Source organism: Mesorhizobium sp. P171375, assembly GCF_057786075.1.
The window spans coordinates 3663926-3679699 of the sequence record NZ_JBYNWF010000001.1; the positions used below are offsets into that span (position 1 = coordinate 3663926).

19 protein-coding genes and 1 pseudogene are annotated in these 15774 nt (G+C 64.1%); 11 read left to right on the forward strand and 9 right to left on the reverse strand.

Translation table 11 applies throughout. The features are described from left to right. Positions 1-233: 233 nt before the first annotated feature. The 3 genes from ACYHH6_RS17580 to ACYHH6_RS17590 are packed head-to-tail and all read right to left on the reverse strand — an operon-like array spanning position 234 to position 2565. The gene (locus ACYHH6_RS17580) at positions 234-464 is read right to left on the reverse strand and encodes a hypothetical protein (RefSeq protein WP_352593662.1); all 231 of its coding nucleotides are present in this window, start codon (positions 462-464) and stop codon (positions 234-236) included. Further along, a complete protein-coding gene (locus tag ACYHH6_RS17585; protein ID WP_352593664.1) occupies positions 461-1654 on the reverse strand; it encodes an IS91 family transposase in 1194 nt (397 codons plus the stop codon). Before ACYHH6_RS17585 ends, ACYHH6_RS17580 begins: the two co-directional genes overlap by 4 nt. A 2-nt stretch (positions 1655-1656) precedes the next feature. Then, positions 1657-2565: a tyrosine-type recombinase/integrase gene (locus tag ACYHH6_RS17590; protein ID WP_488500454.1), complete on the reverse strand. Its 909-nt coding sequence runs from the start codon at positions 2563-2565 to the stop codon at positions 1657-1659. Positions 2566-2846: 281 nt separating this feature from the next. On the opposite strand from ACYHH6_RS17590, the gene minC reads away from it, so the two are divergent. The 9 genes from minC to ACYHH6_RS17635 all read left to right on the forward strand — a co-directional run bounded on the left by minC (position 2847) and on the right by ACYHH6_RS17635 (position 10491). Beyond that, entirely contained in the window at positions 2847-3677 is an 831-nt protein-coding gene (gene minC, locus ACYHH6_RS17595) for a septum site-determining protein MinC (protein ID WP_352587417.1), read from the forward strand. A gap of 60 nt (positions 3678-3737) precedes the next feature. Then, positions 3738-4553, forward strand: a complete 816-nt coding sequence (gene minD / locus ACYHH6_RS17600) for a septum site-determining protein MinD (RefSeq protein ID WP_029869303.1) — start codon at positions 3738-3740, stop codon at positions 4551-4553. Next, the gene (minE, locus tag ACYHH6_RS17605; RefSeq protein WP_112560940.1) at positions 4550-4822 is read left to right on the forward strand and encodes a cell division topological specificity factor MinE; all 273 of its coding nucleotides are present in this window, start codon (positions 4550-4552) and stop codon (positions 4820-4822) included. Before minD ends, minE begins: the two co-directional genes overlap by 4 nt. Positions 4823-5299: 477 nt before the next feature. Then, positions 5300-5740 (forward strand): ArsR/SmtB family transcription factor, encoded by a 441-nt coding sequence (locus ACYHH6_RS17610; protein WP_352587857.1) that lies wholly within the window; start codon positions 5300-5302, stop codon positions 5738-5740. Further along, entirely contained in the window at positions 5737-6273 is a 537-nt protein-coding gene (locus ACYHH6_RS17615) for an SRPBCC family protein (RefSeq protein WP_352587420.1), read from the forward strand. The genes ACYHH6_RS17610 and ACYHH6_RS17615 overlap by 4 nt, the downstream gene beginning before the upstream one ends. A 184-nt stretch (positions 6274-6457) precedes the next feature. Then, on the forward strand, positions 6458-7039 hold the full coding sequence (locus tag ACYHH6_RS17620) for a dihydrofolate reductase family protein (RefSeq protein ID WP_352587423.1): 582 nt from the start codon (positions 6458-6460) through the stop codon (positions 7037-7039). 151 nt (positions 7040-7190) lie between these two features. Next, entirely contained in the window at positions 7191-8072 is an 882-nt protein-coding gene (locus tag ACYHH6_RS17625; RefSeq protein WP_352587426.1) for an EamA family transporter, read from the forward strand. 66 nt (positions 8073-8138) lie between these two features. After that, positions 8139-9194 (forward strand): sugar-transfer associated ATP-grasp domain-containing protein, encoded by a 1056-nt coding sequence (locus ACYHH6_RS17630; protein WP_352587429.1) that lies wholly within the window; start codon positions 8139-8141, stop codon positions 9192-9194. Between the two features lie 82 nt (positions 9195-9276). Next, positions 9277-10491 carry a hypothetical protein gene (locus ACYHH6_RS17635; protein WP_352587432.1) on the forward strand — a complete coding sequence of 405 codons (1215 nt, stop codon included), beginning with the start codon at positions 9277-9279 and terminating at the stop codon, positions 10489-10491. 100 nt (positions 10492-10591) lie between these two features. Here ACYHH6_RS17635 and ACYHH6_RS17640 read toward each other — a convergent pair whose 3' ends face one another. The 3 genes and pseudogenes from ACYHH6_RS17640 to ACYHH6_RS17650 all read right to left on the reverse strand — a co-directional run. Beyond that, on the reverse strand, positions 10592-10684 hold the full coding sequence (locus tag ACYHH6_RS17640; protein ID WP_352587435.1) for a putative RiPP precursor: 93 nt from the start codon (positions 10682-10684) through the stop codon (positions 10592-10594). Positions 10685-10747: 63 nt separating this feature from the next. Continuing rightward, positions 10748-10846, reverse strand: coding sequence for a putative RiPP precursor (locus ACYHH6_RS17645; RefSeq protein WP_352587438.1), 99 nt, complete (start codon positions 10844-10846; stop codon positions 10748-10750). Positions 10847-10945: 99 nt separating this feature from the next. Next, positions 10946-11032: pseudogene (locus ACYHH6_RS17650) on the reverse strand (DUF924 family protein); the annotation flags it as partial. Positions 11033-11331: 299 nt separating this feature from the next. Here ACYHH6_RS17650 and ACYHH6_RS17655 point away from each other — a divergent pair. Next, positions 11332-11763: a hypothetical protein gene (locus ACYHH6_RS17655; RefSeq protein ID WP_352587440.1), complete on the forward strand. Its 432-nt coding sequence runs from the start codon at positions 11332-11334 to the stop codon at positions 11761-11763. 74 nt (positions 11764-11837) lie between these two features. Here the strand turns inward: ACYHH6_RS17655 and ACYHH6_RS17660 are convergent, their stop codons facing one another. Next, complete coding sequence (locus ACYHH6_RS17660; RefSeq protein WP_352587443.1) at positions 11838-12485, reverse strand: response regulator; 648 nt, start codon at positions 12483-12485, stop codon at positions 11838-11840. After that, entirely contained in the window at positions 12482-13786 is a 1305-nt protein-coding gene (locus ACYHH6_RS17665) for a sensor histidine kinase (protein WP_435053371.1), read from the reverse strand. The genes ACYHH6_RS17660 and ACYHH6_RS17665 overlap by 4 nt, the downstream gene beginning before the upstream one ends. A 280-nt stretch (positions 13787-14066) precedes the next feature. On the opposite strand from ACYHH6_RS17665, the gene ACYHH6_RS17670 reads away from it, so the two are divergent. Next, positions 14067-14336 carry an excalibur calcium-binding domain-containing protein gene (locus ACYHH6_RS17670; protein WP_352587449.1) on the forward strand — a complete coding sequence of 90 codons (270 nt, stop codon included), beginning with the start codon at positions 14067-14069 and terminating at the stop codon, positions 14334-14336. Between the two features lie 3 nt (positions 14337-14339). Here the strand turns inward: ACYHH6_RS17670 and dinB are convergent, their stop codons facing one another. Next, a complete protein-coding gene (dinB, locus tag ACYHH6_RS17675; protein WP_352587452.1) occupies positions 14340-15581 on the reverse strand; it encodes a DNA polymerase IV in 1242 nt (413 codons plus the stop codon). Positions 15582-15774: the final 193 nt, after the last annotated feature.

A 15774-nucleotide genomic window follows, 5' to 3' on the forward strand; every position in this document is an offset into this window, starting at 1 on the left:
GGCAAATAACTGACTCCGGTTGCTTAAATCGGTTACGAGCTCGTCCGCCTCTGGCGCGGAACCAACATCAATGACCGCTTTTGGCGCAAAGCGGTCCGCACTACGCTGGACGCAACGGTCGGCCTTCTTGCCAGTCATCCTGAAAGCTGCCAGGCCGTTAACGTGAAGAGTTTCGGGCGCCGGCAGGCGTACGAAAGTCCCCGAGGAAGGAACCCGTGGGCCACAGTCGATGGCTATGGGGATTTCGATTTGCGGCTGGTGTCGGCGACGGCGCGACCGCCGCCGGCAAGCGTCGGTTTTGATGTGGACGGACCGCTTCGCCTTTCAGCCACGCGGTATTGTCGGCTCGGCGCGCGGCCGGACGCGACCCGTTCGGCGTCGATGATCACCATGGACACGCGTGGGTCCGTTGCCGGAGGCTGGGCGCCTGCGGCTGAACGCTGGAGCATGCCATGCCGGGTCATGGAGAGTTCTCCCGGTTCGTCGCGGTGGTGTCCGGCGGTCCGCGCGGCTGTCGCCACCGTTCGAACGTCTCGATGATGATCATGCTTCCGCCGCAGCATCGGCATGGCGGACGGAAGTCAGTCGGTTCTACCGAGTTGTCGTCCTCCGACGGCGCAGCAACGTTCAGCAGTTCGCGGGCGCGTGCGAGGCTGCCTTTGCGGGAGCCGCCGGCGAGCAGGCCGTAGTGACGGATGCGGTGGAAGCCGCGCGGCAGGATGTGGAGCAGGAATCGGCGGATGAACTCGTCGGTGGCGAGTGTCATGACCTGCTGCCGATCGGTGCCGTCACGACGATAGTCCTTGTAGCGGAACGTGACCCCTGCTTCATCGAACCGGATGAGGCGGCGGTTCGAGATCGCAACCCGGTGGGTATAGCGGGACAGATAGGCGAGCACTGCCTCCGGCCCGGCGAACGGCGCCTTGGCGTACACCACCCAGCGCTTCTTGCGGACCGGCGACAGGTGCCGCACGAATGCCTGCCGCGCGGACAGGTGCGCCATAAATCCGAAGAAGGCGAGCCGTCCTGCGTCGTGCAGAGCGACCAGCCGGGTGAGGAAGAGCCGTCGGAACAGCTTGCCGAGTACGCGCACCGGAAGCAGGAAGGCCGGCCGAGAAGATATCCAGCGGCTTCCGTCCGGCGCGATGCCGCCGCCCGGCACGATCATGTGGACATGCGGATGGAGCGTCATCGCCGAGCCCCAAGTGTGAAGGACGGCGGTGATGCCGATGCGCGCGCCGAGATGCTTTGGATCCGCCGCGATCGTCAGCATCGCCTCCGCTGCCGCCTTGAACAGCAGGTCGTAGACGAGCGCCTTGTTCTGGAACGCGATGTCGGCGACCTCGGCGGGCAGCGTGAACACGACATGGAAGTAGCCGACCGGCAGCAGGTCGGCCTCGCGCTCGGCCAGCCACGTCCGCGCCGCCGCGCCCTGGCACTTCGGGCAGTGCCGGTTGCGGCAGGAGTTGTAGGCGATCCGCCATTGGCCGCAGTCCTCGCAAGCCTCGACGTGACCGCCAAGGGCTGCGGTGCGGCAATACTCGATCGCCGACATGACCTTGAGCTGCTGCAGGCTCAGATGACCTGCGTGGGCGGCCCGGTAAGCGGGTCCGGCAGCACGGAAGACGTCGGCAACCTCGATCGAGGCGCGCACGCTCAGCCGTCGGATGAGATCTCTTCCGGCTTGAACAGGCCAAGCTTGTCGAGCGGGCTCGTGACCGTGCGCACCGTTCGGGTCGCCACCTTCGCGTAAAGGGCGGTGTTGTTGAGCTTGGCATGCCCGAGCAGGACCTGGATGATCCGGATGTCGGTGCCGTCCTCCAGCAGGTGGGTGGCGAAGCTGTGGCGCAGCGTGTGCGGCCCGACCCGCTTGGCGATGTCGGCGGCCTGGGCCGCCTCGACGACGATGCGATAGAGCTGCCGCGTGCTGATCGGCTTCATCGCGTGCTGTCCGGGGAACAGCCAGCCGTCACGGTGCATCACGCCCTGCTGACGTCCGACCTTCCACCACTCACGCAGAAGCGTGAGCAGGTCCTCCGAGAGCATGGCATTGCGATAGCGCCCGCCCTTGCCACGCTCGACGCGCAGCAGCATGCGCTCGCTGTCGACGTCGGCAACCTTCAGCATCGACACCTCGGCGACACGCAGGCCCGCGCCATAGGCGACTGACAATGCGGCCTGGTGCTTGAGACACGTGGTGGCGTTGAGCAGCCGGGCCACCTCGTCGCGGCTGAGCACCACGGGCAGGTTGCGCGGATGCGCCAGCCGGATAAGCCTGCGCGCCAGGTCCGGGCGGTCGAGCGTGTGGGTGAAGAAGAAGCGCAGTGCCGACACGATGCTGTTCATCGTTGGCACGGGAACGCCGTCCTCCTGCTGCTCGATCTGGAACCGGCGCAGGTCGTCGGCGGTAGCGGTGTCTGGTGAACGCCCGAGGAATGTCGCCAGGCGTCCGATGTCGCGGAGATAGTTGCGCTGCGTCTCGCGTGAGAAGCGCCGCATGTTCATGTCGTCGATCAGCCGCTGGCGCAGCGGGCTGACGGGTGCATCGAGAACGGGATGGTGCATGGTCAGGCTCCTTGTTGAAGAAGCCCGCCATGCTCTGCCGCTGCCGAACCACCCTCAATGCGAGCGCGACGTCCGGGTCGTGATCGCTACCTCACCCCACGCGCCCATCCCGCGCAGCGGGTTCGTTCCTCGGCCCTATCAAGACGTACAATGTGTCGCCGGTTGGCGTCCGAAACTGGCGTCTAGCCAACCTTCCGATTTCACGCGGGCTCCCTCTCCCATTAACCTTTCATTAACCATACCACGGCTAGCGTTTACCTCTCAGTAAGGAATCGCCCGCCGTGACCTTTGCCGCTCCCCTCGAGGCCAAATCCATTCGCTTTCGCGCCCGCTCCTTCGTCGCTTTCACGCTGACGCCGGAGGCGCCTTTGGATGTGTGGCTGGAGAGCCTGGATCGCTGGATCGGTAACTCGCCGGGCTATTTTTCCGGCCGCCCGGTGGTGCTCGATCTGAACACGCTGAAGCCAGATGTCGTCGCCATCGAAGCGCTGATCGGCGTGCTCGGCCAGCGCGGCATCCGCGTCTACGCCATGGAGCTCGACGGCGGCGCCGAGCTTGGCGCGCATCTGCCGCCGGTGCTGGTCGGCGCCAAGGAGGCGACCACCGACGGGCTGCTGCAGCCGAGCCGCAAGGCGGGCAGGGCGGAGGAGGCGGCTAGCGATATGAAGCCGGCAAGTGATGCGAAGGCCGATCTGAAGGCAGGCGATAAGGCTTCGGGCGATTTGAAGCCGGCAGGTGAGGCCAGGCCGCTGCCACAGGACGCCAAAACTGCCGCGCCGGACGCCGGCACATTGATGATCCGCTCGCCGATCCGTTCGGGTCAGCTCATCTTCCATCCGCATGGCGATGTCATCGTGCTGGGCTCGGTTGCTTCCGGCTCCGAGATCGTCGCCACCGGCTCCATCCATGTCTACGGCACGCTGCGCGGCCGCGCTTCGGCGGGCGCGCAGGGCAACACGGCCGCCCAGGTCTTCTGCCGCCGGAACGAGGCCGAGCTTCTGTCGGTGGACGGCTGGTATTGCACGGCCGAGGAGATGGACCCGTCAGTCCGGGGCAAGCCTGTGCAGGCATTTCTCGACAACGGCATGCTGCGCATCGCCCCTTTCAGCTAATGCGGCGGGCGCGGCTCGCGCCCGACCAACGACATAACGACAACAACGGAGGCTTTATTGATGGGCAAGGTAGTGGTGGTCACCTCGGGCAAGGGGGGCGTCGGCAAGACGACCTCGACCGCGGCTCTGGGGGCGGCGGTCGCCAAGACCGGCAAGAAGGTGGCGCTGGTCGACTTCGATGTCGGCTTGCGCAACCTCGATTTGATCATGGGCGCCGAACGGCGCGTCGTGTTCGACCTCGTCAACGTCATCCAGGGCTCGGCAAAGCTGTCGCAGGCGCTGATCCGCGACAAGCGGGTCGAGACGCTGTTCCTGCTGCCGGCCTCGCAGACGCGCGACAAGGATGCGCTGACCGAGGAGGGCGTCGCCGAGGTCATCGGCAAGCTGCGCTCGGTCTTCGACTATGTCTTCTGCGACAGCCCGGCCGGCATCGAGCGGGGCGCGCAGCTTGCCATGCGCTTTGCCGATGAGGCGGTCATCGTCACCAATCCTGAGGTGTCGTCGGTGCGCGATTCCGATCGCATCATCGGCCTGCTCGACGCCCGCACCTTGCGCGCCGAACAGGGCGAGCAGATCGCCAAGCATGTGCTTGTGACGCGTTATGATGCCGCCCGCGCGGCTCGCGGTGAAATGCTGTCGATCGACGATGTGCTGGAGATCCTGTCGACGCCACTGCTCGGCATCATCCCGGAGAGCCAGGATGTGCTCAGGGCCTCCAATCTTGGTTCGCCGGTGACGCTGTCGGAGCCGCTCAACGCCGCAGCCAAGGCTTACATCGATGCCGCAAAGCGGCTCGAGGGCGAACAGCTGCCGGTCATTGTGCCCTTCGAACGCAAGGGCTTCCTCGATCGTCTTTTGGGAAGGAGGGCGGCATGAACCTGCTCGACATCTTCAAGCGGCGCACCAGCGCGCCGGTGGCGCGCGAACGGCTGCAAGTGCTGCTCGCCTATGAGCGCCGCAACCGCAGCCAGCCAGACCTCGTCTCCATCCTGCGCGAGGAGATCATGGCGGTCATCGCCAAGCATGTGCAGATCGACCAGGACTATCTGCAGGTCTCGATGGACCGCGGCGAGACCATGTCGACGCTGGAGATCGACATCCAGATCCCCAACAAGAGCCCGGTGCCGCTGGCGATGGCAGGGTGAGAGAAACTGCTAATCTCCCCCCTTCTGGGGGTTGAGGAATGGTCCGCGAAGCGGATGGAAAGCCAATTGCTTGGCTTTCCGAATGACGAAAGCCGGCAGGCCAGAGGGGGGCGCTGTCCCGCCGGCCTGTCAATCACATGTGGCACCCGGCCTTGCCGAAGACATGGGTAGCTGAGACGTAGCGATCCTACGCGCCCCCCTCTGTCCTTCCGGACATCTCCCCCACGAGGGGGGAGATTGCTCTCATCCCCCGCGGTCTGCGCCAAGCACCCCCACCCGGACCTGCGGTCCTCTGCCGGATCCCCGCTGCTTTGCAGCGTCCCGGCGTTCGCCGCCTTTCATCGTGCCACTGGCACGATGAATTCGCTCCGCGAACCGGCGTCACCCCACAAGGGGGGTAGGGGCGGCGGCGCTTATTCAAAAAAACATTCAACCAAACGGTTGACTATCAAAAAGTGTGCATCTATATTCAACTACATGGTTGAATTAGAGACGCCCCAGATGGACCAGGTTTTTCACGCCCTTAGCGACGCCACGCGCCGCAACATGCTCAACAGCCTCGCCGGCGGCGAGCGCACGGTGAGCCAGCTGGCCGAACCTTTTGCCATGTCGCTGGCCGCCGCCTCCAAGCACATCAAGGCGCTGGAGCATGCCGGGCTGATCCGGCGCGAAGTGCGCGGCCGCACCCATGTCTGCCGCCTCGAGGCCCACCCGCTAGCCACCGCCTATCAGTGGCTCGCCCAATACTCGCGTTTCTGGAACAGCCGCCTCGATGTTCTCGAACAGCTTTTGCGCGAGGAGCGCAAAACGCCGATAGCGCAGACGACGCCGGCACCGGCAAAGCCAGAATCATCCAAGCCAGAATCATCCGGGCCAACATCGCCCAGGCCAACATCATCCGAGGGAGAAGACCAATGAACCAGATGAACAGCTTCGACGGCTACGCCGAGTTGATCCAGCCCGCCACCTTGAGGATCGAACGGCTTTTGCCCGGAACCAGGGAGCGCGTCTGGGAATATCTGACCCAGAGCGATCTGCGTCGCCAGTGGCTGGCGGCCGGCGACATGGATATGGAGGAAGGCTCTTCCTTCGAGCTGGTCTGGCGCAACGACGAATTGACCGACCCGCCCGGCCAGAGGCCGGCCAGCTTCGCTGGCGGTGAGCAGCGGATGCACAACCAGATCGTCGAATGCGATCCGCCGCGCAAGCTCACCATCACCTGGAACGGCAGCGGCAATGTCACGTTCGAATTGGCGCAGCGCGGCGACGACGTCCTGCTCACCCTGGTCCACCGCCGCCTGCCCAACCGCTCGAGCCTCATGATGCATGCCGCCGGCTGGCACATGCATCTCGACATCCTGGCCGCCCGCGTGACGGGCGAAAAGCCGGAACCGTTTTGGGACGGCTGGAGCCGCCTCATGACGGACTACGACCAGCGCCTGCCGGCCTGACCTGACGCAGGACCTGACCTAACGCATCGTCCGGTCCAACCGGGCGGGGCACCATCGATCCCTTGCGCCGTATGCCGGCGCAAGGGCCGGCGAAACACGCGCCTTCGCCAGCCATCGAGGCGCACACGCAAACAGGTGAAACCAAGCAACGTGCTTGCATCCCGCAAGCCTGAAGGAGGAAGTCATGCGTAAATTGATCACTGGAATGAAGATCTCCATCGACGGCAAGATGGAAGGACCCGAAGGGTTCGCCGACTGGGTCGACAACTGGTCGGAGGAATACGGCCTGATGCCTGAGATCGACGCCTGCCTGCTCGGCGGCGTCATGTATGCCGGCTATGAGCGCTACTGGAGCGCGATCCTTGAGAACGAGCCGGACCAGCCGCTGCCGATGACCGGCAAGCTGGTCGACCCGGCCGAGCTCGAATGGTCGCGCTTTGCCGCGAAAACCCCGCACTATGTGTTGTCCAACACCATGACTTCGGCAGCCTGGCCGTCGACGCGCTTCCTGCGCAGTCTCGACGACATCGCCGCGCTGAAGCGCGAGCCAGGCAAAGACATCTACCTCATGGGCGGCGCCCGCATCACCGCCAGCCTCATCGAGGCTGGGCTGGTCGATGAAATGCGGCTGATCGTCTATCCGCTGCTCGCCGGCGACGGCAAGGCGCTGTTCGGCACAGTGCACGCCCGGCACAGACTGGAGCTGCGCAAGGTCGAGCCGCTTTCGGACGGACGGGTGAGCCTTGTGTATGGGGTGGTGAACTAGCGTCTTTCCTCTCCCCCGATCGACGGGGGAGAGGAAATAGCGTTGTGCCCCATCAACGACCCGGCCGTGCCACACGACAGCCAGGCCCGTTGCTCCTATCCCGAGCCTGCGCTGCGGCCCACTGGTCGCGCCGTCGCGGAGGAGACTGAAATTGACGTCGACGCCAATCGCCAGAGCCGAAGCGAAAGCCTTGCCGATTGGCGCGCTGCTCGGCGCCATGGTGTCGATCCAGATCGGCGCCACCTTCGCCAAGAGCCTGTTTCCGCTGATCGGCGCCAATGGCACCACGGCGCTGCGGCTGGCCGTGGGCGCGCTGATGCTGGCGGCGGTGCTGAGACCCTGGCGGGTGCGGCCGTCGCGCGCCGTGCTGCCCTGGCTCATCGCCTATGGTGTGAACCTCGCGGCGCTGAACCTTTTGTTTTATGCGGCGCTCGCCAGAATCCCGCTCGGCATTACTGTGGCGCTGGAATTCTCCGGTCCGCTTTTGGTGGCGACGCTGTCGTCGCGGCGCGCTACTGATTTCGTGTGGGTGGCGCTGGCCATCGCCGGCATATTGCTGTTGTCGCCCTTCATCCACTCCGGCAGCACGCTTGACCCGATCGGCGTGATGCTGGCGCTTGCCGCCGGCGGCTGCTGGGCGCTCTACATCGTCTTTGCGCAAAAGGCAGGCGCCGAGCTTGGCAGCCAGACCACGGCTTACGGGCTGATCATCGCCGCCGCTGTCGCCCTGCCGTTCGGCATCGCCGAGGCGGGTTCCGGCCTGGTCGCACCGGCGATCCTGGTCAGTGCGCTGCTGGTCGGCCTGTTCTCCAGCGCCTTGCCGTTCTGGCTGGAGATGGTGGCGCTGACCCGCATGCCGGCCAGGCTCTACGGCACGTTGACCTGCCTGGAGCCGGCGCTGGGCGCGCTGGCCGGTTTCCTGTTCCTGCATGAAATCCTGAGCCCGCTGCAATGCGCGGGCATCGCCGCCGTGGTCGTTGCCGCCTTCGGCGCCGCGCTGACGACGAAGCCGCCTGTGCCGTCGCCGGAATAGCCGCCGGTCGGCGCGTGAACTGTCTTTCGAAATGTAATACCCTGGCACCCGGGCGAGGAGTGGGACATGTCGATTGCGCGGCGATGGTTGTTTTACAAAGCCTTTCTGGAGACGGAGTTTTCCAGTTCAGCCCCGACCCTCCGTTGGCGGCTTCGTAGCCTGCCCAAGGGGCATCCCTCAAAAAGCCTGGTGATGCTGGAGGACAGGGCTTACCGCGAGCATGACTATTTCAACTTCACCTTGGAGCGGCGGCGCAAGGCGATCTACAATCTCCGCCTTGACCAAGCACTGCACAACAAACTGGATCAGAAGCTCTGGCTCGATTGCGTCATGCCATCCGTGGCGCCGCCGGCCAGCCACTATATTGCAGGCCGAAAGCTCATAAGCCTGGCTGGCGATGACAAGATCCTCGAACTGGATGGGCTGCTTCAGCTGCTCGCCGAAAAAGGCGAGCTGTTCCTGAAGCCCGCCGGCGAGGGTAAGGGCAAGGGCGCCATGAGGCTGGCCCAGTTGCCCGACGGCATCCTGCTAAACGGCAATCGCATCGCGGCGCGACATTTTCTGGACAGTTTTTCCAACACGTCGTCCACCGGCTACATCGTGTGCGATATCATCCGGCAGGGGCCGTGGAGCGAAGCCTTCTTCCCGGCGACGTTGAATACGTTGCGCGTGCTGACCGGCACGCATTTTTCGGATCACCGGCCGATCCTGCTGGCGGCGACGATGAAAATGGGCCGGCCTGCGACCTATCCCACCGACAATTGGCAGTCGGGCAAAGGCGGTATCGCCGCCAGGGTGGATGTCGACACTGGCGTCCTGGCCGCCGGGCTGTTCTACAATGCCGAGCTCAAGAAGCGTGAATTACGGGAAACGCACCCCGAAAGCGGTGTCCAGATTCGCGGCGCCGCCGTGCCCGGCTGGCAGGCCGTCAAATCGACCATGCTTCAACTTGCGAGCCTGTTGCCTTATCCCGGCCTCGTCGGATGGGATGTCGCGCTGATGCCAACCGGCATCGTCATCGTCGAGGCCAACACCAGCGCCGGGCTGGATATCCACCAATGTCACGGCAGTCTTAAACAGACGCCGGATCAGCAAAGCTTCTGGGCTGAAATGCGGATGTAGGTCGCACGCACGGTTCCCCGGCCGCGGTGTCCGGTTGCTCTGGATACTGCGGCATCGGTATATGGCTCATTGCGGAGATCCCATGGCGTGGCGAAGGCTGACAGTGGTGCTTGAATCCTCTTTGCTCAAAGCGGCATTCCTCCTGGGGCTTGCCCTTGTCGTTGCGGCGCTCGCCTGGCGGCAGGTGCGGTCCCGCCGCAAGGTCCGGCTGCGGGAAAATCCGGCAAATGACTACCTCGTGCGACGCGACTGGTCGGACAGCCGCGGCGACCTCAACTATTCGTCCTTTGTCTATTTCGACGCCGATCGGGACGGTCGCTATGGGTTGGGCGACCGGCCGATGGCCGGCATCATGGTCAGGTTGCATGACGGCGACGGCCGTTTCGTTGCAGCGGCGCGGAGCAATCGTGGTGGCTTTGCCAATTTCAAGATGTCGACGAAACGCCGGGCCGCACCCATCCATGTGCCGGGCACCTACCGGTTCACGGTTTCGCCGCCACCCGGCTGGCGTTCGAACAGCGCCAACGAGATCCAGTCGCAGCACTTCCGGTCTCTGCCGGGATCACCGACCGGGCTGGTTTCGGAAGCGATGCTGCAACCGGTCGGGCTGTTCCCTGTCCGCTGGCTCAGCGGCCACGTAGCCGACAAGGTCTCGGCGAGCGTCTCGGTGATGCGAAACGGGCAGGTGTTGGCGATGCATCCGCTTGGCGCCGGCGCCGGCTTTCGCGTCGATCTGCCCGATGACGCCGACGCGGTCGAAATCACCGACGGTGGCGTGGTGCGCCGGCTGGCCTTGTCGGCCTATCCAACCGAGCTTGGCCTGCTGTCGCCTGAAAATGTCGCCATAGACAGCGCCGCGTCCTTGCAGACCATCGGTTTCGATGATGTCACCGGGCGCGGCTTGCGCAAAGTGCCGTCCGGCTATGCCGGGTTCACCTGGTTCAATTTAAACGCGATGGCGCGTGATAACACCGAAGGCAGCGAAGGCTATGTCAACGGCAATATCTCGGGAGACCATGTCTGCTATACGAGCAGCGGACATCCGGCGGAATTCTCAAGCGAAAAACCGTTCGGCTTCCACTCGGTGATGCTGACTGCGGCGTGGTTGAGGTCCGAAGGCGAAACCGCCCTGATCGAGAGCTGGCTCGGCGACCGGCTGGTCGCCAGTGACACCGTCACCCTGTCGGCGCTGGCACCCGTACACTACGTGCCGATGTTGGCAGCGGTGACGCGCGTGCGTTTTTCCACACGCCACTACTGGCAGCTCGTGCTTGAAGATATGGTGGTTGCACGCTGAGTTGGTCCCGAGACCTGCGGTTCGGGAAAACATCATGCCCTAAAAACAATCAAGCCGCCCGACGCTGTCAGGATGGCCTCGATCAATCCGGGTGAAAGGCTCAGCCCGGGATAATGCTGGAAGCACCGTTCGCGGTGACCTGCGAGAGCTTGCCCTTCTTGAGCAACACCGGCTTTGAATAGGTCTTCTTCATATTTCCCATCTCCAATTGTTTATACTGAAAACCTGCGCCTCGCCCCCGAGGACGATCCGACCCTTATGTGGTGGGCCCGGAACCGGCGCCATTGGTGACGGCTGTAACCTGCGAGAGCTTGCCTTTTTTGACCAGCACCGGCTTCAAATAGGTTTTCTTCATAGTGCATCCTCCAGGATGACGCGATAATGCCTGACAGATTGGCACTGTCAACCTTTGCGGTACCGTCATCCCGTCTCGACTTTTCTTGTCGCCGATGCGCTAACCCGCAAATCCACCTTCGTCTAAAAACCATTGTTCTTGGCTTTGCATGGCGCGGCCGAGGATCGGGTTGCGGTGCGGAAAGCGTCAACAGCATCGTGCCGAAAGTCGCGTTGATGGATGCGGGCCTGGCCCGGCTGGTCGGTCTGCTCAAACAGACCGGATGCAGCTAGAGGTTGCAAAATATCGGACTTAAGTCTGACAATTTTACAAAAAAGGTCTGTATTTGCCGAGACAAGGGTCGTAAGCCGCTTTCGCAAGGCCGTCGATTTGTGGATGCTGTTTTGGTAACAACGCCATTCCGGTTGTGGACAGATCGGATTGGTCTTCGCTGACCGTCAGGGGAAGAACAGATTACGCGATTGCGCCAACTCTGCTGGCTTTCCTTGCGGGCGTCCACAACGCTCGCCCTGATTCTTGTGCCCTACCACCTCAGCTTTGACGGCGTCGCCAAGATTGCCGCCAGCAATGCCTTCGCCAAGGATGGCGGCAATGGCGGTGGCGGCGGCAATGGCGGCGGCAATGGGGGTGGCGGCGGCAACAGTGGCGGCAACGGCAACAGCGGTGGAAACGGTAACAGCAACAGCGGCGGTAACGGCAAGGGCAAGGGTAATTCCGGCGCCGGCAAGGCCAGCCATGTGAATTCTGCAACCGGCGACCAGGTCGAGGTCGACGCCACCGGCATCACGGTCACCCATCCCAACGGCATGAAGGAACGGATCCAAAATGGTCGGTTCACGATGAAGGATGCGCTCGACCGCACCATTATCGAGCGCGCGGCGACCCCCGCCGATGTGGCACGTTTGAAAAGTTTGTGAGAGTAGCCGTTTTAGGCGGATGTGTTTTTTGCCTCAGTGCCTGGGGCGGATGGGCGTCGTCCGTGCGCCGCGCGTCAACTCGCGCGCTCCCGCGCCTCGCGCATCAGCAGCGCCGCCTCGGTGCGGTTGCGGACATTGAGCTTGGCCAGAACCCGCGTCATGTGATGCTTGACTGTCTTCTCCTGCAGCGAAAGCCGTGCGGCGACTTCCTTGTTGCTCAAGCCTTCCGCCACCAGGCGCAGAATATCGGTCTCGCGGCCGGTGAGCTGCTGGAGAGGTTCGGCCTTGCGGTTCGCCGGCTGCAACAGGTCCGACAGAAGCCGGGCCGACAGTGTCGGCGAGACATAGCTTTCGCCAGCCGCGACATTGCTGAGGATTTCAGCCAGCGCCTTCGAACCGACGCCTTTCAGCACATAGCCGCGCGCGCCGGCATTGAGCGCCTGGGCAACGTCGGCATTGGCTTCCGACACGGTCAGCATGACGATTTTCTGGCCGGGGTGCCCGGTCATGATGCTTGCCGCGGCGGCGAGCCCGCCGCCCGGCATGCTGATGTCGAGCAGCACGATGTCGGGCCGCATGGTCGCGACCAGCCTTTCGGCATCCTCGGCGCTGGCGCCTTCGCCGACCACTTCGAAACCACCGATCTCGCCGAGGCTGCGCGCTACGCCCTCGCGAAACAACGGATGGTCGTCGACAATGGCAATGCGGATGGCTTGGGTCACGATTGCTCCTCAATGGACAATGTTATCACCAGTCGTGTGCCTTGTGGGCCAGATACAGTTTCAAACTGGCCGCCGATGCTCTCGATACGCTCCCTGAGACCGGCAAGCCCAAGGCCCTCGCTTCTTGCCGGGTCGAATCCGGGACCGCCGTCGAGGACCTCGACGAACAGCTTGCCGCCTTTCATTGCCGCTTTCACCGCCTGATCCCTGCCTTTCCCGTGGCGATAGGCATTGTTCAAGCCTTCCTGGACAAAACGATAGATGCTGATCTTCTCGGAAGGGCCGGGTTCGCGCAAGCGCTTTGGCAGCGTCAGCGAAACCGAGGTTCCGGTCCGCCGTTGGTGTTCGGTGACCGCCAGCCGCAATATGTCGAGCACCGCCGCCGTCTCGATCTGCGGCAGGACGAGACCGTTGCAGATGCCGCGTATCTCGCGGATCGCTTCATCAAGCGTTTTGTGGATGTCGGCGATCTCGGCTTCGCGCAGCGCGGTGGGGGCGCCGGGATCAAGCAAGATCGGGCTGTCCATCCTGAGTGCCGCCAGCGCCACGAGCTGGGCCGGCCCGTCGTGAAGATCGGCGCCGATGCGCCTGAGATAGCGTTCGTTGAGCGCAGTGGCGCGGCGCGAGGCGTGCTGCACGCGCTCGCGCAGAGATGAGTTCTGCGACAGCAGCGCCCGCAATTCGGCGATCTTGGCCTCGAGTGCCTCCCGCTGGGTTTGGATAGTGCGGCTGCCGCGAAAGACGATGCCCGACAGCAGCGCCAATGCTGCCGCGGTGGCGCCGGCCACGACCAGCCAGCTTTGCCACAAAGCGACGTTCAGCGTCGACTCGAAGCCGTCGGCAACCTCGTAGAACTCCGAAACGGCGACGACTTCGCCCGACCAGGGTTCGCGTACCGGATTGTAGATTTCCAGCAGCGGCCCAGCTTCAGTCTTTTTCTCGTGTTGGCTCTCGGCATCGTCGTCGAGGTCGTTGTACTCGGCCACGACATTGCCGCTGAAGGCGGCGACCAGGTTGGCGTTGGGCTCGAACACCTTGCCGATCAGCGTCGTATCCTTGGCGTAGAGGATCGTGCCGTCGCGCCGCCACAGCTTGAACGACGCTAGCCGCTGGCCGAGTGCACCCTGGTCGAGCGTCTCGTCGAGCGCCCGCTTGACGGTATCGTCGAGCTCGCGGCTTTTGCGCATGTCGGGCAATAGCGGCGCGATCACGCTGTCGACATAGAGCGCCGTGGTCGCGGCGGAATTGCGCATGACGCCTTGCCGGATTTGCGAGGTCACCCACAGGCCGACCACCAGCATCACCACCAGCAGCCCGATACCGCCGGCAATGAGGAACTGCAGGGCCAGCGACAATCTGCCCCAACGCTGCAAGAACTCTCCCAGGAAACCCCCAAGCAATCGCACGTCCTGCCTTTCTCGACCCAAACCTGTTATAGAGGCAGCGCAGCGTTTGCGACATTGCCTGCGCAACTTTTTGCGCCCATGGAAGGTTTGGCTGCCAAGGATGATGCTCCTGCCGTTCCTGCGTTGGCCAATGCATCGCCGCCACGGCAGGTCGGGCAGGTTGAGATGGCTGGCCATGCTGGCCCCATTCATCCTGTTGTTCGGCTACATCGTTTCCGGCTTCCTGGGCGTCCGGTTCGACTCGCCTTGGGCCGTGCTCAGGCACCTTGCGGCATTTCCGAACTGTAGCGTTGCCCGTGCCGTCGGCCTGGCCCCTGCGCGTTTGGGAGAACCGGGCTACTGGCCGACGCACGACGCCGACCATGACGGCATAGCTTGCGAGCCCTGGAATGGGAGAAATGCAAGCGGCGTCAAGGTGCATCGCTATTGGCGCACCGGCCGATAGTTTTCACAGCTCCTTTTCCGCCAGTTCGCGGAAGGCGTCGGGGACCGAGCGCCGGGCTTCCAGCGCCACCGCGCCATAGCCGACCGCCTCTCTGCCAAAGCGCTGGCGGATCTTGTCGATGGCACGGTCGGCGCCAAAGCGCGCCAGGCCCTTTTTGCTGCCGGGCCGCTGCTTCTCGTCATCGAGGCCGAGCGGCAGCTCGAGCTGCAGCTCGGCACTTTCTTCCAACTGCGACACCGAGATCGCCAGCAGCGAGATGGTCTTCTCCCGAGGGTTGGCGGCCAGCACGCCGCGCACCAGCTCCTCGGCGATTTCGGCCAGCATCGCCGTCGCCGAAATCGGCTGATCGAGCGTCACCGAGCGCGTGACCGCGTGCAGATCGGCGAAACGCACCCGCACCGTCACCGCGCGGCCGGGCCGCGATTTTGCCCTGAGCCGGCTGGCGACCCGGTCTGCCAGATGCAGAAGAACAGGTCCGAACACATGGGCCTCGGCCGGCCGCTTGCCGAGCGCCGATTGGGCGCCGGCCGAATGCGCCCGCCGGTGCGTCTCGAGTTTTCGCGGATCTCGGTTCCACGCCAGCGATGCCAGCTTCTCGCCGGCGGCGGGGCCGAGCAGCCGGCGCAACGCGCCGCTGTGGGTCTTGGCCAACTGGCCGATGGTCTCGATGCCGATCTCGGCCAGCCGCGCTTTGGTCGCCGGGCCGACGCCCCACATCAACCCGACCGGCAGGTCGTGCAGGAAGGCGAGTTCCGTTGCCGGATCGACCACCACCAGCCCGTCGGGCTTCGCCACTTGCGAGGCGATCTTGGCCAGATGCTTGGTGCGCGCCACGCCGATCGAGATCGGGAGGCCGAGCTCGGCCCGTACACGTCGCCGCACCGTGGCGGCGATCTCGGCCGGCGACCCGAACAGATGCGTGCAGCCGGCGACATCGGCAAAGGCCTCGTCGATGGAAATCCGCTCGACCAGCGGCGTGAAATCGTCGAGCACTTTTATCGCGGCGTCGCCCAGTCTCTGGTACTCGCCGAAATTTCCGCCGACAAAGATCAACTGCGGGCAAAGCTCCCGAGCGCGCCGTCCCGGCATCCCGCCGCGCACGCCAAAAACCCTGGCCTCGTAGGAAGCGGCCAGCACGACGCCGCCACCGACGGCAATCGGCTTGCCCCTGAGCGACGGGTCGAGCAGCTGCTCGACGGAGGCATAGAAGGCATCGAGATCCGCATGCAGGATGGTGGGTTCCATCCCGGCCGTTCCTTTGGGCGTTGCAGCATTAGCCGCGTCTGTTGCTAGGGTGGTTTTGACGAACAAATAGAGAACAAACAGGGTCCGCTGTCAAGCGAGGCGCTTACCTCCAGTGAATTCGCTGGAGAACCGGCCGTCGATTGAGCCGCCTTCCCGCCGGGCGCAGGGAACATTGTCTCTCGCCACGGCGTTC

What these genes read in the sequence shown, in the direction of transcription:
- ACYHH6_RS17610 (WP_352587857.1), top strand. Translation starts at nt 5,300, where the DNA reads ATGGTTGAATTAGAGACGCCCCAGATGGACCAGGTTTTTCACGCCCTT.
- ACYHH6_RS17635 (WP_352587432.1), top strand. Translation starts at nt 9,277, where the DNA reads ATGGCGTGGCGAAGGCTGACAGTGGTGCTTGAATCCTCTTTGCTCAAA.
- ACYHH6_RS17670 (WP_352587449.1), top strand. Translation starts at nt 14,067, where the DNA reads ATGCTGGCCCCATTCATCCTGTTGTTCGGCTACATCGTTTCCGGCTTC.
- ACYHH6_RS17615 (WP_352587420.1), top strand. Translation starts at nt 5,737, where the DNA reads ATGAACCAGATGAACAGCTTCGACGGCTACGCCGAGTTGATCCAGCCC.
- ACYHH6_RS17620 (WP_352587423.1), top strand. Translation starts at nt 6,458, where the DNA reads ATGCGTAAATTGATCACTGGAATGAAGATCTCCATCGACGGCAAGATG.
- minD (WP_029869303.1), top strand. Translation starts at nt 3,738, where the DNA reads ATGGGCAAGGTAGTGGTGGTCACCTCGGGCAAGGGGGGCGTCGGCAAG.
- ACYHH6_RS17640 (WP_352587435.1), bottom strand. Translation starts at nt 10,684, where the DNA reads ATGAAGAAGACCTATTCAAAGCCGGTGTTGCTCAAGAAGGGCAAGCTC.
- minE (WP_112560940.1), top strand. Translation starts at nt 4,550, where the DNA reads ATGAACCTGCTCGACATCTTCAAGCGGCGCACCAGCGCGCCGGTGGCG.
- dinB (WP_352587452.1), bottom strand. Translation starts at nt 15,581, where the DNA reads ATGGAACCCACCATCCTGCATGCGGATCTCGATGCCTTCTATGCCTCC.
- ACYHH6_RS17630 (WP_352587429.1), top strand. Translation starts at nt 8,139, where the DNA reads ATGTCGATTGCGCGGCGATGGTTGTTTTACAAAGCCTTTCTGGAGACG.
- ACYHH6_RS17665 (WP_435053371.1), bottom strand. Translation starts at nt 13,786, where the DNA reads ATGCTGGTGGTCGGCCTGTGGGTGACCTCGCAAATCCGGCAAGGCGTC.
- ACYHH6_RS17645 (WP_352587438.1), bottom strand. Translation starts at nt 10,846, where the DNA reads ATGAAGAAAACCTATTTGAAGCCGGTGCTGGTCAAAAAAGGCAAGCTC.
- ACYHH6_RS17590 (WP_488500454.1), bottom strand. Translation starts at nt 2,565, where the DNA reads ATGCACCATCCCGTTCTCGATGCACCCGTCAGCCCGCTGCGCCAGCGG.
- ACYHH6_RS17580 (WP_352593662.1), bottom strand. Translation starts at nt 464, where the DNA reads ATGACCCGGCATGGCATGCTCCAGCGTTCAGCCGCAGGCGCCCAGCCT.